The organism is Plantactinospora sp. KBS50, assembly GCF_002285795.1.
Taxonomy (GTDB): domain Bacteria; phylum Actinomycetota; class Actinomycetes; order Mycobacteriales; family Micromonosporaceae; genus KBS50.
Genome location: NZ_CP022961.1, coordinates 5,526,710 through 5,547,235, shown reverse-complemented (window position 1 = coordinate 5,547,235; position 20,526 = coordinate 5,526,710). Strand labels below are relative to the sequence as shown.

The following is a 20,526-nucleotide window of genomic DNA, read 5'->3' as shown; positions in this document are numbered from 1 at the left end:
CGGTGAGAGTTGCGTTTCACCGCTGATCGTTGCGTCTGACCCCGGTGTTCGCGGCGGTTTGTTGCGCGAGCAACGTCCGGCCCGGAAAACGCCTGTGGGGCGGCGATGTCGCCGCCCCACATCGTGCGCTGCGCCGGGGTGAACCACCACTGCTGTCGCGCTCGCCGCCGGTGCATCACCGGCTGGCCTCACCTCTGCCCGTCAGAAGCGGTCCACAAACTGTGCGTCAAGCCACTCCCGGAGCCGCTGCACCCAGTCGCCGTCGGTGCTCGGCCAGAGGAACTGCCCGGTCATCGCCAGGATGCCGAGCACCACGGCGCCGAGCCCGAAGATCAGGCCGAGCATCGCCTCGGTGGTGCCGGCCACATGCCGGCGCCGGGTCGCGGACAGTCCGGCCACCCCGAGCAGGGCGCCGATCCCGCCCAGCACCATGCCGTACCCGGCCAGGGTGCCGGTGAGCACGAACAGCGCGCCGGCGACCCCGATGATCAGGCTCGTCGTGGCGAGCAGGCTGGCCCGCGGCCGGGGGCCGCGGTCGACCACCACCTCGGGTCGCGGTTCGACCTCCTCGGCGCGGTCGTCGTCGGTGCGCTCCAGCACGGTACGGCGGGCCTCGTCGTCGCGGTTCCGCACCGTCTCGGTGCGCTCGTCCACCGGGTGCTCGTCGACGGTGCGCCCGTCGAGGGTGCGCCCGTCGACCGTGCGCCCGTCGACGGTGCTTTCGTCGACCGTGCGTTCCGGGGCGGTCGGCACGGCGGCCTCGCCGCGGGCCGGGCGGGTGGCGGCCCGCGCCGTCGCGGCCCGCTCGGCCGCGCGCCGTCGGCCGGCCGCGCGCGACTCCGGGTCGGCGTCGTCGGTCGTGGCACTGCGGTAGGTCGTGCGCTCCTCGGTCCGCTCGGCGACCGCCGGGGCACCGCCCACGGGCGGGGAAACCGGCGTCGGGTCGGTGTCGTCCACGGGATCCCGGTCGTCGACCAGGCCATCGTCGTCGATGTCCCGAGCGGACTCGGGTTCGGCCTCCCGGCGGCGGGAGAGCGAGGGAATCTTGACCACAACACACCTCCTGATACGTGCGAGGGCCCGGTCAGCCGGCGCCTACGCTCGGACGTCATCGGTTTACCCCGATGCCGCGAGCGGCACACCCCCTGGCCGCGCGGCGGCCGGCGGCCGCGATCCGTGCCAGGGTCGGGGGTGGACGGCCGGCTAGGCTGTGCGGCGTGCCCGAGGGACACACGATCCACCGGCTGGCGGCCCGGCACCGGGAGCTGTTCGTCGGCGACAAGGTGCAGGCCGGCAGCCCGCAGGGCCGGTTCGCCGAGGGCGCCGCGCTGCTGTCCGGCTCGGTGCTGGAGCGGACCGAGGCGTACGGCAAGCACCTGCTGCACCACTACGCCGGTGACCGGACGCTGCACGTGCACCTGGGGCTGTACGGCCGGTTCAGCGACGGCGACGGTGAGCCGCCGGAGCCGGTGGGCCAGGTCAGGCTCCGGCTCACCAGCGACCGGCACTGGCTGGAACTGCGCGGGCCGACCGCCTGCGAGCTGCTCGACCCGCCGGAGGTGGCGGCGCTGCGGGACCGGCTGGGTCCCGATCCGCTACGTGCCGACGCCGACCCGGAACGGGCGTACGGGCGGATCCGGCGCAGCCCCACCGCGCTGGCGGCGCTGCTGCTCGATCAGTCGGTGGTGGCCGGCACCGGGCTCATCTTCGTGACCGAGGCGCTGTTCCGGGCCGGGCTGTCGCCGGAGGTGCCCGGCCGGCAACTGACCCCCGCGGGCTGGGACGCGCTCTGGGCCGACCTGTGCGACCTGATGCGGATCGCGGAGCGCCGGGGTCGGATCGACACGGTCCGCGACGAACACCTGCCCGAGACCATGGGCCGGCCGCCGCGGGTGGACCGGCACGGTGGCGAGGTGTACGTCTACCGCCGCGCCGGCCAGCCCTGCCACCGCTGCGGCACGGCCGTCGCCGCCGGCACGCTCGCCGGCCGCAACGCGTACTGGTGCCCGACCTGCCAACCCGGGCGGCCGGTCACGGTGCCGCGCGGCGCAGCGTCAGGTAGCCCGCGCCGGCCAGCGCGACCGCCAGCACCGCCGACCAGCCGGCGAGGAGACTGACCGCGGTCTGGTCGAACAACCAGCCGAGCACGGCCGGCCACCAGTCGCGCCAGCCGACAACGGCGGCCAGGCCGCCCAGCGGCAGCGTGACGCCGATGACCAGGACGAAGACGCCGCTCAGCCGCCACCGCAGGTGCACGACCGCGACGAACGACCCGAGGAACGCCGCCACCAGGAACGGTACGGCGTAGACCAGGAACTGCATCGCGAGGTTCTGTTGGGCGATCCACGGCGGCGCGAAGAAGCGCATCCGGATGCCCCACCCGCCGGTCGCCTGCTCGGCCTGCCGGAGCAGGCAGAGCAGCACCCCGTAGGCGACGGACTGCGCGGCCACCAGCAGCGCGGTGCCGGTGAAGAACTCCCGGCGGGTGAGGCCGACGGCGAGGGCGAACGGGAGGGCCTGGGCCACCCAGTTCGCCGAGATGACCAGCACCGTCAGGTAGACGCTGGCGATGCCGCCGGTCCGGGCGCCGCCCTCGACGTCGCCCATGCTGCCGAAGACGGCGTAGCTGACCAGGAACGCCAGCACCAGATTCAGCCACGGCCAGCCGATGCTGCCGGCGGTCAGCAGCGGCAGTCGGGCCGCCAGGAGGGTACGGTTCATCGCGCGTCCTCGATCGTGGAGCCGGCCGCCACCCGGGCGCCGGATTCGGATTCGCCGGGTCGCCGGTCGGCCCCGGCCGGTAGGCCGGCCGGTCCGGAGCCCGGTAAGTCGGCCGGTCCGGAGCCCGGTGGGGCGGCGCCGTCCGGCCGATCATCGGGCCGGTCGGACGCGGCGGGGGAGCGGACGGCGCCCGCGATGAGCACCATGGCCTGTTGCAACGACACGGCGCTGACGTCGACGCCGAGGCGTTCGGCGTGCGCCAGGTCGGCATCGGACCAGTCGCCGCGCACCGTCACCCGGGACATCCCGGCCATCCGCTCGCGGCGCAGCGACCGCCGTCCGTCGGCCAGCCGGGCGACCGCCTCGGCGGGTCCGGCCAGCACCCGGACCTGGCCGCGCAGCGTCTCCGTGTCGGCGGCCAGCAGCAGCCGGCCCTGGTCGATCAGGACGACGTGTTCGAGCAGGTCGGCGACCTCGTCGACGAGGTGGGTGGCGAGGATGACGGTCCGCGGGTGCGCGGCGTAGTCGGCGAGCAGGCGGTCGTAGAACAGCTGCCGGGCCACCGGGTCCAGTCCGAGGTACGGCTCGTCGAAGATGGTGAGCGGAGCCCGGGAGGCCAGTCCGATGGTGACGCCCAGCGCGGAGAGCATGCCCCGGGACAGCTTCTTGGCCGGCCGGTTCAGCGGCAGCCCGAAGTCGGCGACCAGGGACCGGGCGAGCGGCTCGGACCAGTGCGGGAGGCAGAGCCGGGCGGCCGCCAGCGCGTGCCGGACCCGGTAGTTGTCCGGATAGCGCTGGTCCTCCCGGACGAAACACAGCCGGGACAGCGCCGCCGGGTTCTCGAAGGGCTGCCTGCCGTACACCGTGACCAGGCCGGAGCTGGGCAGTTCCTGGCCGGTCAGCACCCGCATGAGGGTGGTCTTGCCGGCGCCGTTGCGCCCGAGCAGGCCGTGGATCCGGTGCTCGTCGAGGGCGAACGACACCCCGTCGAGGACCGTGAGGTTGCCGTACCGGCGGGTCAGCCGCTCGGCGCGGACCGCGCTCATCGGCCCGGCTCCTGGTCGATCAGCGCCTTGACCTCGTCGACGGTCATGCCCAGCCGGGCCGCCTCGGCCAGCAGCGGCTGGACGTACCGGGTGGCGAACCGGTCCCGGCGGCGGGCCATCAGCTTGTCGACGGCGCCCGTGGCGACGAACATCCCGATACCTCGTCTCTTGTAGAGGATCCCGTCCGTCACCAGTTGGTTGACGCCCTTGGCGGCGGTGGCGGGGTTGATCCGGTGGAACGCGGCCAGCTCGTTCGTCGACGGCACCTGGGCCTCCTCCGGCAGTGAGCCGTCGATGATCGCGCCCTCGATCAGCTCCGCGACCTGGAGGAAGATGGGCCGCCCGTCGTCCATCAGGAGAACCCGACCATGGCCGGGTTAGCTGGTTCATTACTCATGTAACTAACCATGCAACCACGGCGGCCGGATTGTCAATACCGGGAAGGTCGGCTCGCCCGGCCGCGGGCCGGTGGAGCGGGCGCAGTGGCGTGGCTGGCCCCACGTGCGCCGGTCGCGCGGGCGGGGTGGCGAAGTTGCGGGGCGGGCTACCGCCAGCGGCGCTTGGGCGGCCGGACGGTGACCGACCCGAAGATGATCTTCGTGCGTACCTCGACCACCGGAGCGCCGGGCTCCGCCTGGCCGTTCAGCTTCGACTGCTTCTCGCCGAACACCGCCGTGCCGCTGAGCCGGACGTCGACCCCGTCGGGCACGTACACGGTGATCGAGCCGAACACCGCCGTCGCGTCGATGACGGTCACCGGGTGTTGCAGGTGCGCGTCCTGGAGTTCGATGTGGCAGTCGCCGAAGATGGACTTGGCCTCCAGGTACGCGGGCACCGGCCAGCGGCCCTTGCGGGACTCGTTGCCGAAGATCGCTATCAGCCGCTCCGGCTCCGGCCCGTAGCCGCCCTGCGGCCCCGACCCATAGCCGCCCTGCGGCGCCGACCCATAGCCGCCCTGCGGCCCCGGCTGGCTCGCCGTCGGCGGCAGCGGCGCGAGCTGGGAGGCCGCGGCCGGCCGTGGCCCCGGCAGGTCGTCGGTGAGTTTCGCCAGCTCACCGCGGGTCCGCGCGGTGTGCGCGGTGGTGGCCCGCTCGGCGTACTCGTCGAGGGTGAGCCGGCCCTCGGCGGCGGCCTGGCCCAGCAGCTCGACGACCTGCTCTCGTTCGGCGTCGGAGACCCGGATCCGGTCCTCACCGTGCGGTTGCGGTTCCACGGGGGCAGCTTAGTCCGCTACCGCCCGTCCGGCCTCCCGCCCGAACCCCGGCCGAACCCCGGCCGACCCCGGCCGACCCCGGCCGACCCCGACCGGGACGGCCCGCGCAACTCTCGTTGCGGACGCGACGCCGCGCGCAAGAGGTGCTGACGGTGATCCGGGTGCACCGCGCCGGAACCGAACACATCTTTTTGACCTATACCTGAGAGTCATTTAAATGACTCTCAGGTATAGGTCAAAAAAAGCTTGTCGCTATCGGCGAGGTCACCCTGCGTGATTGTCTGGGGAGGAGGGAGGAGGACGGAGGGAGGAGGACGGAGGGAGGAGGACGGAGAGGGCGGACCGTGGGCGATCGGCGCTGGTCGCGGTCGCGCCGGATCAGTCGGCGTGGATCAGGTCGACGGCCTTGCGCGCGGCGATCAGCACGGGATCCCAGACGGGGGCGTACGGCGGCGCATAGCCCAGATCCAGCCCGGCCATGTCGTCCACGGTCATGTAGTTCCACAGCGCCACGGCCAGCGCGTCGATCCGCTTGGCCGCCTCGGAACGGCCGACGATCTGCGCGCCGAGCAGTTGGCCGCTGCGCTTGTCGGCGATCAGTTTCACCGTCATCGGCTGGGCGCCGGGAAAGTAGCCGGCCCGGTTCGTCGACTCGATCTTCGTGCTCACGAACTGGTAGCCGGCGGCCTCGGCCTCGCGTTCCAGCAGCCCGGTGCGGGCCACCTCCAGGTTGCAGACCCGGGTCACCGCCGTGCCCACCACGCCGGGGAAGGTCGCGTACCCGCCGCCGATGTTCAGCCCGGCCACCCGGCCCTGCTTGTTGGCGTGCGTGCCCAGCGGGACGTGCACGGGCTGGCCGGTGAGCCGGTGCACGGTCTCGACGCAGTCGCCGGCCGCCCAGATCCGGTCCATGCCCAGCACCCGCATCTGCAGGTCCACCCGGATGCCCCCGGTCACCCCGATCGGCAGGCCGGCGTCCGCCGCGAGGCGGGTGTTGGGGCGTACCCCGACACCGAGCACCACGAGATCGGCCGGCAGCGTCCCCTCGCTGGTCTGCACGGCGTGCACCCGGCCGTCGCGCTCGTGCAGCCCGGTCACCGCGCAGCCGGTCCGCAGGTCGATCCCGAGGTCGCGCATCGCGTCCCGGACCAGCGCGCCCATGTCTGGGTCCACGGTGGACAGCGGCTGGTCGCCGTGCTCGACGAGGGTGACCGAGAGCCCGCGCTGGATCATCGCCTCGGCCATCTCCACCCCGATGTAGCCGCCGCCGACCACCACGGCCTGCCGCGGCCGGGGTTCGGCGTCGAGCCAGGCGCGCAGCGCGGAGGCGTCGTCCAGGGTCTGCACGCCGAAGATTCCCGCGGTGTCCGTCCTGGCCCACGGCGGCTTCCGCGGGGTCGCGCCGGCCGCGTACACCAACTGGTCGAACCATTCCCGGGTCTGCGCGCCGGTGTCCAGGTCGCGGATCGACACCTCGCGCCGGCCCAGGTCGATGGCGAACACCTCGTGCCGCAGCCGGACGTCGACGTCGTGCTCGGCGCGGAAGGTGTCCGGCGTCCGCGCGATGAGCGCGTCCCGCTCCGGCACCAGGCCGCCGATCCAGTACGGGATGCCGCAGGCCGAGTACGAGGCGAAGTGTCCCCGCTCGATCGCCACGATCTCCAGGTCCGCCGGGCCGCGGCGGCGCCGGGCCTGCGAGGCGGCGGACATCCCGGCCGCGTCGCCGCCGATCACGAGTAGCCGTTCCGGCATGCCGCCTCCGCTAGCCGCGGGTCTCCCGGGCCAGCTCGTCCAGTACGTCGGAGAGCTGCCCGGACCGGTCGAAGATGGCCCGCTGCCGGGCCGCGCCGGTGCCGTGGCTGTGCAGCTTGCCCAACAGGTACGTGACCAGGCCGAGGTCGCCGTGCCGGTCGAGCTGGGGACGTACCCGCTCGAAGAGGTCGCGCAGCACGTGCCAGGCCGGCCGCAGGTCCCCGGTCTCCGGGTCCACGGCCCGGCCCTCCAGCCCGTCGTGCGCGGCCCGCCAGTGCGCGCCGACGAGGCGGTGGTGTTCCACCTGCGGGGCCGGCCGGCCGGTCTCGATCTCCTGCACGACGGTCGCGACGAGCGCCCGGCACAGCGCGGCGATCAGGATGGTGTCGTCCAGCGACGGGCACACGTCGCCGATCCGGATCTCCACGGTCGGGTACGTCGCCGACAGCCGGGAGTACCAGTAGAGCATTCCGTCGTCGAGCATGATCCCGGTGGCGATCAGCTCGTCGATCAGCCGTTGGTAGTGCGCGTACGACTCCAGGTACGGGGTCGGCGCCACCGACGGCCAGCGTTCCCAGAGCATCGAGCGCCAGCTCGCGTAGTCGGTGTCGGCGCCCTCGTAGAACGGCGAGTTCGCGGTGGCCGCGTGCAGGATGGGCAACCACGGGCGAAGGTGGTTGAGCACCTCCACGGCGAGGTCCGGCTCGCCCACTCCCACGTGCACGTGCATGCCGTTCGACCCGGGGCTGGGCACCAGCAGCCCGAGCCGTTCGACCATCTGGTGGTACCGCGGCTTGTCCACCACCGGCGGCACCGGGCCGGGCACCGGCCCGGTGCCCACGGCCACCAGTCGGGCGCCGGCCTGCTCGGCCGCGTCCGCCACCCCGGAGCGCAGCAGCGCGAGCGAGTGGCGCAGCGCCGCGAGTTCGAGCCCCGGCGGGCTGCCGATCTCCACCTGGCTGGTCTGGAATTCGAGCTGGACCTGGCCGGCGAGTTCCGGCGGCACCCGTTCGAGCACGGCGTGCACGGCCGGCACCGCCGCGCCGGTCGCGGGGTCGGTGAGCAGGAACTCCTCCTCGACCCCCACGGTGAGCAACTCGGTCCTGGCGGTGTCCACCGGCCGGACCTGCTCGGCAACTCCTGGCGTCATCCCGCACCGCCCGTCTGTCTGTCCGCCGTCTCGGGTCCGCCCCGGACGGACCGGACCCGTTCACAAACCCGGACCGCCACGCCACGGCCCGGCCCGCTGTCCGGTTTACCCACCGCCGTACCGGCCGGAAACGCGGCGCCACCGCGGCCCGGACCGCACCTCGTACGATGGCGCGGCGAGACTCCCGGGTGGATCCGCTGTCTGTTTTAGGGTAAATATCCCATACGGAGGGGCGAATGTGACGATGCTGGCCCGGCGCGCCCGGGATATCCGGCCCGCCGAACCCACCCGCCGCACCCGCCGCACCGGCTGGCAACGGCACGTCCCGCGCGCCTTCGCCATCCTGATGCGCACGGTCGCCATCCTCTGCGCCCTGGCCGCGGTCAGCAGCGCCTTCCGGGCCGACCTCCAACCCGTCCGCCGCGCCATCGACGCCTTCCTCATCCCCGCGCCGGCCAACCTCGCGTACGCGGCCTTCCTGGCCACCCTCGCGGCGGCGACCCGCCGGCGGAAGCGGGCGGCGTACTGGACCCTGGTCGGCTACTTCACCCTCAGCCTGGTCTTCGGGGCGCTGGCCGGCGGCCTCATCCTCACCGTCCCCGGGCATGAACTGGTGGACCGCGCCGGCCGGCGGCTGTTCAGCACGTTCGAGATCGTCGGCGTCTGGGCCGGCACCGGCTTCGCGGCCCTGGCGCTGGTGGCGCTGGCGCTGGCCCGCCGGGAGTTCTTCGCCCGGGTCCGGCCGGGCAGCGCCCGCCGGGCCGTCGCGGTCTTCGTCGGGCTCGCGGGCGCCGCCGTCGCGCTGGGCTACCTGTTGCTGACCGCCTTCCCGGGCACCCTGACCAGCCGCGGCGACCGGTTCGGGTACGCCGTCGAGCGGGTGTTCGGCGCCGCCATCACGGTCGACCTGACCCGCCCAGGCCACGCCCCGGACTGGGTGAACCTGCTGCTCGGCCTCTTCGGCGCGGTCGCCCTGCTCACCGCGCTGCGCACGCTGCTGCGCGCGCAGCGGGCCGCCGCCGTGCTGCGTCCCGAGGACGAGCAGCGGATCCGGGTGCTGCTGGCCGAGCACGGCGAGCGCGACTCGCTCGGCTACTTCGCCACCCGGCGGGACAAGGCGGCGATCTTCTCCCCGAGCGGCAAGGCGGCGGTGACCTACCGGGTGGTCAACGGGGTGACCCTGGCCAGCGGCGACCCGGTCGGCGATCCCGAGGCGTGGCCGCCGGCCATCGCGGCCTGGCTGGCGCAGGCCCGCGCCCACGCCTGGACCCCGGCGGTGATGGGTGCCGGCGAGGCCGGTGCCACCGCGTACGCCCGGGCCGGCCTCAAGGTGCTGCACCTCGGCGACGAGGCCATCCTGCTGACCCGCGAGTACGCCCTCGACCGGCCGGACCTGAAACCGGTCCGGCAGGCCGTGCACCGGCTGGAGCGGGCCGGCTGGACCGCCCGGGTCCGCCGGCACCGGGACATCCCCGCCGCCGAACTGGCCGGGCTGGCCCGGCTCGCGAGCGCCTGGCGGGACACCGAGAGCGAGCGCGGCTTCTCGATGGCGCTCGGCCGGCTGGGCGACCCGGCCGACGCCGACTGCGTGCTCGTCGAGGCGTGCGACCCGGCCGGCACGGTGCGGGCGCTGCTGTCGTTCAGCCCCTGGGGACGTACCGGCCTCTCCCTGGACCTGATGCGCCGGGACCGCTCGGCCGACAACGGCGCCATGGAGTTCATGGTGTCCGCGCTGATGGCCGCGGCGCCGGGGCTCGGCGTCGAGCGGGTGTCGCTGAACTTCGCGGTCTTCCGCGCCGCCTTCGACGAGGGAGCCCGGATCGGCGCCGGGCCGGTGCTCCGGCTCTGGCGGCACACCCTGCTGTTCTTCTCCCGCTGGTGGCAGTTGGAGTCGCTGTACCGGGCCAACGCCAAGTACCAGCCGCACTGGACGCCGCGCTACATCTGCTTCTCCGAGCGCCGGGAACTGGCCCGGGTCGGGTTGGCCTCGGCGATCGCCGAGGGCTTCCTGGCGCTGCCCGGCAGCCCGGCGACGCCGCTGCACGCCGGCCCGTCGCCGGCCGGCACGGCGGTCCGGTACGTCCCGCCGCAGGCCGGCGCGGTCGGGGCCGTCCCGCCGGTCGCGCCCGGCCGTCCGGTCCCGGAACAGACCCGGGTACGCCTGGACAAGCTGGCCCGGCTGCGGGCCGAGGGCGTCGAGGCGTACCCGGTGAACTATCCGCGCACCGACGGATGCGCCGCGCTGGCCGACGCGTACGCCGGGCTGCCCGCCGACACCTGGACCGGCCGGCAGGTCGGGCTGGCCGGGCGGGTGCTGCTGACCCGCGACCACGGCCGGCTGACCTTCGCGACCATCCGGGACGGCACCGGCGACCTCCAGCTCATGCTGGACGGCGACACCGACGGCGGGCCGGACCGGTGGCGGCGCACGGTCGACATCGGCGACCACGTCGGGGTCAGCGGCGAGGTGGGCACCAGCCGCCGCGGCGAGCTGTCGGTGCGGGTGCGCTCCTGGGAGCTGACCGCCAAGTGCCTGCGTCCGCTGCCGGACAAGCAGCACGGGCTGGCCGACCCGGAGGCCCGGGTCCGGCAGCGCTACCTGGACCTGGCCGTCAACCCGGCGGCCCGGCGGTTGCTGCGGGCGCGCAGCACCGCCGTGCACAGCCTGCGCGACTCGCTTGTGTCGCGCGGCTTCCTTGAGGTGGAGACGCCGATCCTGCAACGGGTGCACGGCGGCGCCAACGCCCGCCCGTTCAGTACGCACAGCAACGCGTACGACGTGACCCTGCACCTGCGGATCGCGCCCGAGCTGTACCTCAAGCGGCTCGCGGTGGGCGGCGTGGAGCGGGTCTTCGAGCTGGGCCGGGCGTTCCGCAACGAGGGGTGGACTTCTCGCACAACCCCGAGTTCACCGTGCTGGAGGCGTACCAGGCGTACGCGGACTACGACACCATGCTGGAGCTGGCCCGGGAGCTGATCCAGGCGGCGGCGGTCGCGGTGCACGGGTCGGCGCTGGCCTGCCCGCCGGACGCCGCCGGCCCCGCCGGCCGGACGGGTGCCGCCGGTACGGCCGGCGCGGTGGACATCTCCGGCCGGTGGCCGGTGCGGACCGTGCACGAGGCGGTGTCGGCGGCGCTGGGCGAGACCGTCACCCCGGACACCGACGCGGCGGCGCTGCGCAAGCTCTGCGAGGCGGCGGCGGTGCCGTACGACCCGAAGTGGGACGCCGGGGCGCTGCTGCTGGAGCTGTACGAGCGGCTGGTCGAGGCGCACACCCGGGAACCCACCTTCTACAGGGACTTCCCGATCCAGGTGTCGCCGCTGACCCGGGCGCACCGCACCGACCCGCGGCTGGCCGAGCGCTGGGACCTGGTCGCCTTCGGGATGGAGCTGGGCACCGCGTACTCCGAGCTGATCGACCCGCTGGAGCAGCGCCGCCGGCTCACCGAGCAGTCGCTGCTGGCCGCCGGGGGTGATCCGGAGGCGATGGAGCTGGACGAGGACTTCCTGACCGCCCTGGAGTACGCGATGCCGCCGACCGGCGGGCTGGGCATCGGGGTGGACCGGGTGGTCATGCTGCTCACCGGGCGTTCGATCCGGGAGACCCTGCCCTTCCCCTTCGTCCGCGAGGGGTGACCGGGGACCGCCGCGGTGGTCCAGCGCGGGCGGGTCATGCCGGGTCGGGGTGCAGCGCCGCGTCCGCGGCGTCGGCGGTCCAGCCGAGGAAGCGGACGGTCAGGTCCGCCCGGGTCGGCGCGCAGCAGTACGGCCCGGCCTGGGCCGGCGCGTCCGGCGGCAGCGGTGCCAGCCGGACCAGCCGCCACGGCTCGCCGTCGGCCCGGGCCCGCACGGTCAGCGCGTCGTCCCGGCGGCTGACCCGGACGGTGACCCGGCAGCCGTCCCACTCGGGCACCGGCGCGGTCGACCAGTCCGAGACGCCGTCGGTGCGTACGGCGCCGAGCTGGAGCGCGCCGTCACAGAACTCGACACCTGTCTTGAGCCACCGTTCGGCGTCCACCCGGACCAGCAGACCCGCCTGGTCGAACTGCTCGGTGTAGTCGGCCACGAAGCGGACCTCGACCGCCGTACCGGGCGGCAGCGGTGCCAGCAGGGCGTGCCCGTCGTCGTGCACGTGGCCGTACGCCGTCCGGCGCCAGAAGTCGGTGCCGGCCGCCGCCGTGACCAGCAGCTCCCCGTCGCCCATCGGCACGCTGCGCACGGGCGGGTTCAGCCAGGTGCCGGAGTTCCAGCCGATCCGCCGGTCCCGCGGCGCCGCATCGCCCATGCGGGCACGGTACCCAATCCGCGGCCCGGCCACCGGCCCCGCGGGTCGGGCGTCCGGCCAGGTCGGTGTGCGGATGCCGCGCGCCGGCCACGATGGACGGTTTGCCGGAGCCGCCGTTCGGTCAAGTCAGGAACCGTGAGGACGAGAAGTGGGCCGCGCCGGCGAGCCCCGCGGTCGCGAGTGAGGGATCTTTCGGCATGAACGAGCGGTGGTACTCCGAGGCGGTCGTCTACTGCCTGGACATCGACACCTACGCGGACTCCGACGGCGACGGCGTGGGCGACATCCGCGGTCTGATCGGCCGGCTGGACTACCTGGCCCGGCTCGGCGTGACCTGCCTGTGGCTCCAGCCGGTCCACCCGTCGCCGGACCGGGACGACGGGTACGACGCCACCGACTTCTACGGCATCGATCCCCGGTTCGGCAGCCTGGGCGACTTCGCCGAACTGCTGCACCAGGCCGGCAACCGGGGCATCCGGGTGATCATCGACCTGGTGGTCAACCACACGTCCAACGAGCACCCGTGGTTCGTCTCGGCCTGCTCGTCGCCGGACTCGCCGTACCGGGACTGGTACGTGTGGTCCGACCACGAGCCGGCGGACCGGCATCAGGGCATGGTCTTCCCGGGTGAGCAGCGGGAGACCTGGACCTACGACCGCTCCGCCAAGGCCTGGTACTACCACCGCTTCTACAAGTTCCAGCCGGACCTGAACTTCGCCAACCCGGCGGTCCGGGCGGAGATCAAGAAGATCGTCTCGTTCTGGCTCCAGCTCGGGGTGGCCGGATTCCGGATCGACGCGGCCCCGTTCATCCTGGAGATGACCGATCCCGGCAATCCGGACTCGCCCAAGGACTACGACTTCCTCACCGAGCTGCGCCAGCACGTCCAGTGGCGGCGCGGCGACGCCGTCCTGCTCGCCGAGGCCAACGTCGAACCCGACCAGCTGCCGGTGTACTTCGGCGACGGCGGCGGCTCGGCCAACCGGCTGCACATGCTGTTCGACTTCATGCTCAACGGCCAGTTGATGCTGGCGCTGGCCCGGCGGGACCCCGAGCCCGTCGTGGCGGCCCTGCGGGAGACCCCGACGCTGCCCGACGGGGCGCAGTGGGCGACGTTCCTGCGCAACCACGACGAGATCGACCTCTCCCGGCTCACGGCCGAGCAGCGCGAGGAGGTGTTCGCGCAGTTCGGGCCGGACGAGAACATGCGGCTGTACGGGCGCGGCATCCGCCGCCGGCTGGCGCCGATGCTGGGCAACGACCGCCGGCGGATCGAGCTGGCGTACTCGTTGCAGTTCTCCCTGCGCGGCACGCCGGTGCTGCGCTACGGCGAGGAGATCGGGATGGGCGACGACCTGTCGCTGCCGGGCCGGGAGGCGATCCGTACCCCGATGCAGTGGTCCTTCGCGCCGAACGGCGGATTCTCCACCGCGCCCGCCGAGAAGCTGCTCCGGCCGGTGGTGGACAAGGGCGACTTCGGCTACGAGCGGGTGAACGTGACCGCCCAGCGGCGGGACGACCGGTCGCTGCTGTCCTGGTTCGAGCGGATGATCCGCAGCCTGCGGGAGGCGCCGGAGATCGGCTACGGGGCGTGCACGCACGTCGACCAGATCCTGCCCGCAGGCGTGCTGGCGCACCGGGCGGACGGTCCCACCGGCACGATGGTCTTCCTGCACAACCTCGGCACCGACGACGTGACGGTCGACCTCGGCGACCTGTACGCCGAGGCGGACCTGCCGACCGATGTCCTCACCGACCGGCCGTACGACCCGGTCGGGAAGCTCGACGCGCTGCGCCTGGGCGGCTACGGCTACCGGTGGATCCGGCTGTGCCGCAACGTGGCCGGCTGGTCCAGCCCGGCCAGTTCCGCCACCGCGTGACCGGCTCCGAGCCGGCCCTTGCGGACGTACGGCTGGGTTAAGCTCCGCACCCAGCCGTACGTTACCGGGAGGTAGACCATGCCGGACCAGCCCCGCGTCGCCATCGTCACCGGAGCCGCCCGAGGAATCGGCGCCGCCACCGCTCGTCGGCTGGCCGACGACGGACTCGCCGTGGCGGTGGTCGACGTCCAGGAGGCGGCCGCCCGGGACACCGCCGGGGCGATCACCGCCGGTGGCGGCCGGGCGCTCGGGATCGGCGCCGACGTGTCCGACCGCGACCAGGTGGCGGCGGCGGTGTCCCGGGTGGCCGACGAACTCGGCCCGCCCACGGTGCTGGTAAACAACGCCGGGGTGCTGCGGGACAACCTGCTGTTCAAGATGACCGACGGCGACTGGGACACGGTGCTGGCCGTGCACCTGCGCGGCGCGTTCCTGTTCAGCCAGGCCGCCCAGCAGCACATGGTCGAGCAGCGCTGGGGCCGGATCGTCAACCTGTCCAGCACCTCGGCGCTGGGCAACCGCGGTCAGGCCAACTACTCGGCCGCCAAGGCCGGCATGCAGGGCTTCACCAAGACCCTCGCCATCGAACTGGGTCCGTTCGGGGTGACCGTGAACGCGGTGGCGCCCGGGTTCATCGTCACCGACATGACGGCGGCCACCGCGGCCCGGATGGGGGTGGACTTCGACGATCTCCAGAAGCACGCGGCCGGCGAGATCCCGGTCCGCCGGGTCGGCCGGCCGGACGACGTCGCCCACACGGTCTCGTTCCTGGCCAGCGAGGGTGCCTCGTTCGTCTCCGGGCAGGTCGTCTACGTGGCCGGCGGGCCGAGGGACTGACCGGGGCGGCTCGGTCGCGTGCCCGGCCGCGGGCTCGGTCGCGGGGCCGGGCGCGGCTCAGCCGCGGGGCCGGGTGCGGCGCAGCCAGAGCAGGCCGAGCAGCGGCAGCACCAGGGGGACGTACCCGTAGCCCTGCCCGAACCCGGACCAGACCGTGTCGTCCGGGAAGAGTTCGGGGTCGAGCAGGCTGAGCCCGCCGACCGCGAGCACGCCGAGGAACTCGACCGTGCAGCAGACCAGCGCGGTGCGCCGGCCGCCGCTGCCGCCGCGGATCAGGCCGACGGTGGCCAGGATGTAGATCACGGCGGCGGCCGCGGAGAGCAGGTACGCCACCGGCGCGGTGGAGAACTTGACCGCCAGCTGGTAGCCGGCCCGGGACGTCGCCGCGATGGCGAAGAGCAGGTAGACCGCGATGAGCACCCGGCCGGGGCCGCTGCCGAGCGGCCGTACCGGTGCCGGCCCGGCCGCGGCCTGCGGCCCGGCCACGCCTTCCGGCCCGGCCGGCGGATTCGGCTCAGCCACCGGCCACCTGCCAGGTCTGCTGGAGGCGCACCACGACCACCGGGATCACCAGGCAGACCACCGTGACGATCACCGAGCCCCACCGGGTCGGCTCCAGCCGCGCCAGCACGGCGGCCAGCGGCGGCAGGAAGACCAGCGTGACCAGGTAACCGGCGAAGACGCCGGGCTCACCGGGCCGCTGCCCGTCGGCGATGGCCAGCACCGCGAACGCCGCCAGCACCAGCAGCGCGGCCTCGACCACGCCGAGCCCGACCAGTTGCCAGCGGTCCGGTGCCCGGTCCCGGACGGTCGCGAACAGCGCCCAGGCCGCGAGCGCCAGGCAGAGCACGATCGGCACGGTCGCGACGAGACCGTGCACCGGCGACGCGGCGCCGGTCACCGGGTACGTCCGAGCAGTGGGTCGAGCACCGCAACAGCGTACTGACCGGTCCGGCCGGCCCCGTCGGCGACCACGCCGGGCGGGCCGGAGCGCGACATGGTTCCGGCGAGGCATCGGCGTCTATCATCATGACTTTCGGGGCCTCTCGGTCGGGAGGAAGCAGCGGCGTGGCTGACGCGGGCGTGTGGGTGTGGGTCCTGGTCGGCGGCGGCACGGTCCTGGCGCTCCTCGGCCTCGCCGTTTTCGTGGAGCGTCCCGCCGAGCCGGCCGTGGACCCGCAACGGCTGGCGGCCGAGGCGGCCGAACTGGCCGAGCACGCCACCACGACGCAGCGGGAGGCCCAACGGGCCGCGGCGGAGGCGGTCGAGGCCGCCGAGCGGCGGGCCGCCGCGCAACTGGCCCGGGACGAGGCGTGGGACGCCCAGGAACGCGCCGAGCAGGCGTTCGAGCGCGCCTTCGCGGTGGTGGTCGAGGGCCGGCGGGCCGCCCCCGCCCCGGTCGAGGTCGGCCCCGACCCGCAGGCGCGCCGGGAGGTGTCCCGGGCCGCGCTGTCCGCGTACCGCCGGGGTGACATCTCGGTACGCGAGCTGCGGGAGGTGTGGCGGCTCACCGGCGACCACGACCCGGCCCAGGAGGAGCGGGAGTGGACCGCCGACCGGTTGCACCGCGAGTCGATGGCGGCCCGGCGGGACTACCACCGCGCGGTCGCCGAGTTGCGCCGGGTGGACCGGGCGGCCCGAATCGCCGAGGTGGCCGCCGAGGCGTTGCTGGCCGAGGCGGCGGAGTCGGCCGTGGAGGCGCAGGTCGCCCAGGACGCGCTGGCGGCGACCCGGTCCCGCCGCCGCTGGCGTGGCGGTGGCCGAAGCCGACCCGGAACCGGCCCGCCGTGTTAGGAAGGACCTCTTGCGCACGAACCGACCGGGAGGGGCTGCCGTGCTGAGCTTTGGAGTCTTCGGGACCGGCCACTGGGCGGCCGAGACGCACGCGGCCGCGATCGCGGCCCACCCGCGGGCACGGCTGGCCGGGGTGTGGGGGCGCAACCCGGACCGGGCCCGCGCGCTGGCCGACCGGTACGGGGTGGCCGCGTTCCCGAGCACGAAGGCCCTGATCGAGGAGGTCGACGTGGCGGCCTTCGCGGTCCCGCCGGACGTGCAGGCCGAGATCGCCGCGGACGCCGCGGCGGCCGGCCGGCACCTGCTGCTGGACAAGCCGCTGGCGCTGAGCCTGCCGGCGGCCGACCGGGTGCTGGCCACGGCCGAGGGGGCCGGGGTGGCCTCGGTGGTCTTCTTCACCAACCGGTTCTTCGAGAACGTCTCGGCGCACCTGGCCACGGCGGCGACGGTGGGCGGCTGGCACGGCGCCCGGGTCACCATGCACGCCTCGATCTACGAGCCGGGCAACCCGTACGGCGGTTCCCGCTGGCGGCACGAGCAGGGCGCGCTCTGGGACATCGGCCCGCACGCGCTCTCGCTCGTCGTACCGGTGCTCGGCCCGGTGACCCGGGTCGCGGCCCTGGACGGGCCGCGCGGGTTGGTGAGCCTGGTGCTGGCGCACGACTCCGGCGCCACCAGCACCGTGTCGCTGACCCTGGACTCGCCGCCCGCGGCGAAGTCCCGTGAGGTCACCTTCTTCGGCGAGTCGGGGCTGGACGCGCTGCCCGAGGGGACCGGCACCCCGGTGGACGCCCTCGGCCGGGCGATCGACCAGCTGGTCGCGCAGATCGACGCGGGGACCCGGGAGCACGCCTGCGACGTGCGGTTCGGTCGGGACGTGGTCGCGGTGCTGGTAGCCGCGGACACCGCCCGGGCCGAGGCCCGCACGGTGGCGGTCTGAGGCTCGCGCGGTCCGGGCCGGGTGCCGGCGTAAATCCGGTTGCCACCCCGCCGGCGGGCGGGCTAGCGTCGCCGCCGTGACGCACGCTCTGATCGACGGCGCCGGTACGCCGGCCGCCGCGGGCCCCCGGTGGGTGGCCCGCCCCTGGATCCGGCGTACCGCCCCGGCCGTGCGCCGGGACGCCGCCGCCTGAAGCCGCGTTCCCGCCGACCGGTCGCCCTGAGGGCGTCCGGGAGGTCCTTCACGCCCGCGTCCGACGCCGGCCGGAGCACTGACGAGTCCTGCCCACTCGACAGTCCCGCGCCGCGCACACCCGTGTACCACGGCCCGGTCCGCCAGCGGACCGCGCGACGTCCCGGCCTGTCCACGCCCGCCGCCGCAGGGCGGCATCGAAGGACCCGGACATGGCTTCCCGCCGACCTGACGATCATCTTCCGCGCCCGGTGCGCCGGCCCGACCGGCCGCCGCACCACCGGCCCGACCGGCCGCCGCACCACCGGCCCGACCCGCGGACCGAACGCGACCGGTCCCGGCGCGTACTCTCGCAGAACTTCCTCGCCGATCCCGCGGCACTGCGCCGGATCGTGCACGCCGCCCGCACCGGTCCCGGCGACCTCGTCCTGGAGTTCGGGGCCGGTCCGGGGGCGCTGACCCGGGCACTGTCGGCCGCGGGCTGCCGCGTGCTGGCGTACGAGGTCGATCCGGAACTGGCCGCGGCGCTGGCCGCCGCGGACCTGCCCCGGGTGCTGGTCCGGCCGGACGACTTCCTCGCGGCGCCGGCGCCGCCGGAGCCGTTCGCGGTGGTCGGCAACATCCCCTGGGCGCTCACCGCCCGGGTGGTCGACTGGTGTCTGGCCGCGCCGCGGTTGCGGTCCGCGACGCTGCTCACCCAGCTGGAGTACGCGCGCAAGCGCACCGGCGACTTCGACCGGTGGAGCCGGCTGACGATCCTCACCTGGCCGCGGTACCGCTGGCGGCTGGCCGGGCGGGTGTCCCGGTCGGCGTTCCGGCCGGTGCCCGCGGTGGACGCCGGGATCCTGCGGCTGGACCGGCGGTCCGCGCCGCTGCTGCCGGCCGGCGAACTGCCCCGGTACGCGCGCCTGGTGCAATGCGGGTTCACCGGCGTCGGGGGTTCGCTGCACGCGTCGCTGCGCCGCCGGTACCCGCCGGGGCGGGTGGACGCGGCGTTCCGGGCGGCCCGGCTGGACCGGAGCACCCCGGTCGGGCGGGTCTGGCCGGAGCAGTGGCTCGCGCTGCACCGGCTGCTGCGCTGAGCGGGTCGCCGGCGCCGGGTACGGGCGGGTCGCTCAGGCCAGTTCGCTGAGCGACTCACCCACCTCGGCGGGCGACTCGAACTCCTCCACGGGCAGCGACCGGAGCAGTTGCAGCACGGCGGTGCTGGCCCCGTTCTCCTGTGCCCGGCGGACCACGTCCTCCCGGGACACCGGGAAGTCCAGCCCTTCGAGGTAGTCCTGCAACTGCGTGACGTTGACGGCCATGGCCTGCCTCTACCCGCTGGGCCGGCCGGCACACCCGCGGCGGATCCGCCGCGGGTGTGCCACTTTGTCCGGCTCTGCGCGCGGGGCCCGGGTTTGCCGGCGGACCGCCCGGGTAGCCGGCGCCCATGCTGGAGCACCGGCTCGGGGGACCGGGTGACTTCGATCCGCTGCTGGAGCGCATCGGCCGGGCCAGGATCGTGATGATCGGCGAGGCGAGCCACGGCAGCTACGACTTCTACCGGTTGCGGGAGCAGGTCACCCGGCGGCTGATCGCCGAATGCGGCTTTTCCTTCGTGGCGGTCGAGGGCGACTGGCCGGACTGCGACCGGGTGCACGCTGCGGTGACCGCGGCACCCGGTCGGGCGGCCGACCCGCAGGCCGCGCTGGGCCGGTTCGAGCGCTGGCCGACCTGGATGTGGGCGAACGCCGAGGTGGCCCGGTTCGCACACTGGCTGCGGGCGTGGAACCTGCCACGACCGCCGCAGCGCCGGGCCGGCTTCCACGGCCTGGACGTGTACAGCCTCTGGGCGTCGATGCAGATCATCCTGGACCACGTGCGGGCGGAGGATCCGGCCGGACTCCCCGCGGCGCAGCAGGCGTACCGGTGCTTCGAGCCGTACGGGAAGCGGATCGAGGGGTACGCGGCGGCCAGCCGGTTCGTCGACGCCCGCTGCGCCGACGAGGTGGTCCGGCTGCTGGCCCGGATGCGTGAGCGGGCCGCGAACGACGGGCCGGCCGGCTTCTCGGCCTGGCAGAACGCCGAGGTGGTGGCCCGGGCCGAGGAGTACTACCACGCCATGGTGGGCGGCGGCCCGCGGTCGTGGAACGTCCGGGACACCCACATGGCCGACACCCTGGACCGGCTGCTGCACCGGTACGGCCCGGACGCGCGGGCCGTGGTCTGGGCCCACAACACGCACGTGGGCGACGCCCGGGCCACCGACATGGCCGGGGGCGGCATGGTGAACGTCGGGCAGTTGGCCCGGCAGCGGCACGGAACCGACGACGTCGTGCTGGTCGGCTTCGGCACCTGGGCCGGCACGGTGATCGCGGCCCCGTCCTGGGGCGCGCCACCCGAGGCCATGACGCTGCCGCCGGCCCGGGACGGATCGGTGGAACAGCAACTGCACGAGCGGCTGCCCGAGCGGGCGCTGCTGGTCTTCGACGCCGCGGACCGCACGCGCGGCTGGCTGGCCGGGGACCTCGACCACCGGGCCGTCGGGGTGGTCTACGACCCCTCGTTCGAAGCCTGGGGCAACTACGTGCCGACCCGGTTGGCGCAGCGGTACGACGCGTTCCTCTGGTGTGACCAGACCACCGCGCTGCATCCGCTGGCCGCCACCCGGCGGGCCGGCGAGCTGGAGACGTACCCGTCGGGCGTGTGAGCCGCGCCCGGTCTGTGAGCCGCG

The 20,526-nt window shown here is 74.4% G+C and carries 17 protein-coding genes and 2 pseudogenes; 8 read left to right on the top strand and 11 right to left on the bottom strand.

The features are described from left to right. Positions 1 to 201 precede the first annotated feature (201 nt). Positions 202 to 1,053: a DUF308 domain-containing protein gene (locus tag CIK06_RS23875; protein ID WP_232533827.1), complete on the bottom strand. Its 852-nt coding sequence runs from the start codon at positions 1,051 to 1,053 to the stop codon at positions 202 to 204. Positions 1,054 to 1,217: 164 nt separating this feature from the next. On the opposite strand from CIK06_RS23875, the gene CIK06_RS23870 reads away from it, so the two are divergent. Continuing rightward, a complete protein-coding gene (locus CIK06_RS23870) occupies positions 1,218 to 2,117 on the top strand; it encodes an Fpg/Nei family DNA glycosylase (RefSeq protein WP_095566689.1) in 900 nt (299 codons plus the stop codon). Here CIK06_RS23870 and CIK06_RS23865 read toward each other — a convergent pair. The 6 genes from CIK06_RS23865 to CIK06_RS23840 all read right to left on the bottom strand — a co-directional run bounded on the left by CIK06_RS23865 (position 2,032) and on the right by CIK06_RS23840 (position 7,882). Further along, on the bottom strand, positions 2,032 to 2,721 hold the full coding sequence (locus CIK06_RS23865; protein WP_095566688.1) for a hypothetical protein: 690 nt from the start codon (positions 2,719 to 2,721) through the stop codon (positions 2,032 to 2,034). The two genes, CIK06_RS23870 and CIK06_RS23865, sit on opposite strands and share 86 nt — an antisense overlap. Then, positions 2,718 to 3,767: an ABC transporter ATP-binding protein gene (locus CIK06_RS23860; protein ID WP_095566687.1), complete on the bottom strand. Its 1,050-nt coding sequence runs from the start codon at positions 3,765 to 3,767 to the stop codon at positions 2,718 to 2,720. Before CIK06_RS23860 ends, CIK06_RS23865 begins: the two co-directional genes overlap by 4 nt. Beyond that, entirely contained in the window at positions 3,764 to 4,120 is a 357-nt protein-coding gene (locus tag CIK06_RS23855; RefSeq protein ID WP_095566686.1) for a GntR family transcriptional regulator, read from the bottom strand. The genes CIK06_RS23860 and CIK06_RS23855 overlap by 4 nt, the downstream gene beginning before the upstream one ends. A 191-nt stretch (positions 4,121 to 4,311) precedes the next feature. Continuing rightward, the gene (locus CIK06_RS23850) at positions 4,312 to 4,980 is read right to left on the bottom strand and encodes a DUF1707 domain-containing protein (RefSeq protein WP_095566685.1); all 669 of its coding nucleotides are present in this window, start codon (positions 4,978 to 4,980) and stop codon (positions 4,312 to 4,314) included. Positions 4,981 to 5,358: 378 nt separating this feature from the next. After that, positions 5,359 to 6,732, bottom strand: a complete 1,374-nt coding sequence (locus tag CIK06_RS23845; RefSeq protein WP_095566684.1) for an FAD-dependent oxidoreductase — start codon at positions 6,730 to 6,732, stop codon at positions 5,359 to 5,361. Between the two features lie 10 nt (positions 6,733 to 6,742). Next, on the bottom strand, positions 6,743 to 7,882 hold the full coding sequence (locus CIK06_RS23840; protein ID WP_095566683.1) for a glutamate--cysteine ligase: 1,140 nt from the start codon (positions 7,880 to 7,882) through the stop codon (positions 6,743 to 6,745). Between the two features lie 346 nt (positions 7,883 to 8,228). On the opposite strand from CIK06_RS23840, the pseudogene lysX reads away from it, so the two are divergent. Then, positions 8,229 to 11,518: pseudogene (gene lysX, locus CIK06_RS23835) on the top strand (bifunctional lysylphosphatidylglycerol synthetase/lysine--tRNA ligase LysX). 34 nt (positions 11,519 to 11,552) lie between these two features. Here lysX and CIK06_RS23830 read toward each other — a convergent pair. Then, on the bottom strand, positions 11,553 to 12,167 hold the full coding sequence (locus CIK06_RS23830; RefSeq protein WP_095566682.1) for a DUF1349 domain-containing protein: 615 nt from the start codon (positions 12,165 to 12,167) through the stop codon (positions 11,553 to 11,555). Positions 12,168 to 12,364: 197 nt separating this feature from the next. On the opposite strand from CIK06_RS23830, the gene CIK06_RS23825 reads away from it, so the two are divergent. Both CIK06_RS23825 and fabG read left to right on the top strand, forming a co-directional pair. Next, positions 12,365 to 14,047, top strand: a complete 1,683-nt coding sequence (locus tag CIK06_RS23825) for an alpha-amylase family protein (RefSeq protein WP_095566681.1) — start codon at positions 12,365 to 12,367, stop codon at positions 14,045 to 14,047. Between the two features lie 78 nt (positions 14,048 to 14,125). Beyond that, complete coding sequence (gene fabG / locus CIK06_RS23820) at positions 14,126 to 14,884, top strand: 3-oxoacyl-ACP reductase FabG (protein WP_095566680.1); 759 nt, start codon at positions 14,126 to 14,128, stop codon at positions 14,882 to 14,884. Here fabG and CIK06_RS23815 read toward each other — a convergent pair. After that, positions 14,857 to 15,370, bottom strand: a pseudogene (locus CIK06_RS23815) (hypothetical protein). The gene fabG and the pseudogene CIK06_RS23815 overlap by 28 nt on opposite strands. 28 nt (positions 15,371 to 15,398) lie before the next feature. Beyond that, the gene (locus CIK06_RS23810; RefSeq protein ID WP_095566678.1) at positions 15,399 to 15,785 is read right to left on the bottom strand and encodes a hypothetical protein; all 387 of its coding nucleotides are present in this window, start codon (positions 15,783 to 15,785) and stop codon (positions 15,399 to 15,401) included. A gap of 167 nt (positions 15,786 to 15,952) precedes the next feature. Here CIK06_RS23810 and CIK06_RS23805 point away from each other — a divergent pair, with 167 nt between their 5' ends. From CIK06_RS23805 to erm, 3 genes are all read left to right on the top strand, one after another. After that, entirely contained in the window at positions 15,953 to 16,678 is a 726-nt protein-coding gene (locus CIK06_RS23805; RefSeq protein WP_157756921.1) for a hypothetical protein, read from the top strand. Positions 16,679 to 16,718: 40 nt separating this feature from the next. Next, positions 16,719 to 17,618 (top strand): Gfo/Idh/MocA family protein, encoded by a 900-nt coding sequence (locus CIK06_RS23800; protein WP_198347988.1) that lies wholly within the window; start codon positions 16,719 to 16,721, stop codon positions 17,616 to 17,618. 404 nt (positions 17,619 to 18,022) lie between these two features. Then, on the top strand, positions 18,023 to 18,892 hold the full coding sequence (gene erm / locus CIK06_RS23795; RefSeq protein WP_095566676.1) for an ErmE/ErmH/ErmO/ErmR family 23S rRNA (adenine(2058)-N(6))-methyltransferase: 870 nt from the start codon (positions 18,023 to 18,025) through the stop codon (positions 18,890 to 18,892). 33 nt (positions 18,893 to 18,925) lie between these two features. Here erm and CIK06_RS23790 read toward each other — a convergent pair whose 3' ends face one another. Then, positions 18,926 to 19,117 (bottom strand): DUF2795 domain-containing protein, encoded by a 192-nt coding sequence (locus tag CIK06_RS23790; protein ID WP_095566675.1) that lies wholly within the window; start codon positions 19,115 to 19,117, stop codon positions 18,926 to 18,928. A 125-nt stretch (positions 19,118 to 19,242) separates the two neighbouring features. Here CIK06_RS23790 and CIK06_RS23785 point away from each other — a divergent pair, with 125 nt between their 5' ends. Continuing rightward, complete coding sequence (locus CIK06_RS23785) at positions 19,243 to 20,502, top strand: erythromycin esterase family protein (RefSeq protein WP_095566674.1); 1,260 nt, start codon at positions 19,243 to 19,245, stop codon at positions 20,500 to 20,502. The last annotated feature ends 24 nt before the right edge of the window (positions 20,503 to 20,526 follow it).

Excerpts from the sequence above, each read along its gene's own strand:
- erm (WP_095566676.1), top strand. The coding sequence starts at position 18,023 with ATGGCTTCCCGCCGACCTGACGATCATCTTCCGCGCCCGGTGCGCCGG.
- CIK06_RS23845 (WP_095566684.1), bottom strand. The coding sequence starts at position 6,732 with ATGCCGGAACGGCTACTCGTGATCGGCGGCGACGCGGCCGGGATGTCC.
- CIK06_RS23825 (WP_095566681.1), top strand. The coding sequence starts at position 12,365 with ATGAACGAGCGGTGGTACTCCGAGGCGGTCGTCTACTGCCTGGACATC.
- CIK06_RS23790 (WP_095566675.1), bottom strand. The coding sequence starts at position 19,117 with ATGGCCGTCAACGTCACGCAGTTGCAGGACTACCTCGAAGGGCTGGAC.
- CIK06_RS23785 (WP_095566674.1), top strand. The coding sequence starts at position 19,243 with ATGCTGGAGCACCGGCTCGGGGGACCGGGTGACTTCGATCCGCTGCTG.
- CIK06_RS23860 (WP_095566687.1), bottom strand. The coding sequence starts at position 3,767 with ATGAGCGCGGTCCGCGCCGAGCGGCTGACCCGCCGGTACGGCAACCTC.
- CIK06_RS23840 (WP_095566683.1), bottom strand. The coding sequence starts at position 7,882 with ATGACGCCAGGAGTTGCCGAGCAGGTCCGGCCGGTGGACACCGCCAGG.
- CIK06_RS23830 (WP_095566682.1), bottom strand. The coding sequence starts at position 12,167 with ATGGGCGATGCGGCGCCGCGGGACCGGCGGATCGGCTGGAACTCCGGC.
- CIK06_RS23865 (WP_095566688.1), bottom strand. The coding sequence starts at position 2,721 with ATGAACCGTACCCTCCTGGCGGCCCGACTGCCGCTGCTGACCGCCGGC.
- CIK06_RS23855 (WP_095566686.1), bottom strand. The coding sequence starts at position 4,120 with ATGGACGACGGGCGGCCCATCTTCCTCCAGGTCGCGGAGCTGATCGAG.
- fabG (WP_095566680.1), top strand. The coding sequence starts at position 14,126 with ATGCCGGACCAGCCCCGCGTCGCCATCGTCACCGGAGCCGCCCGAGGA.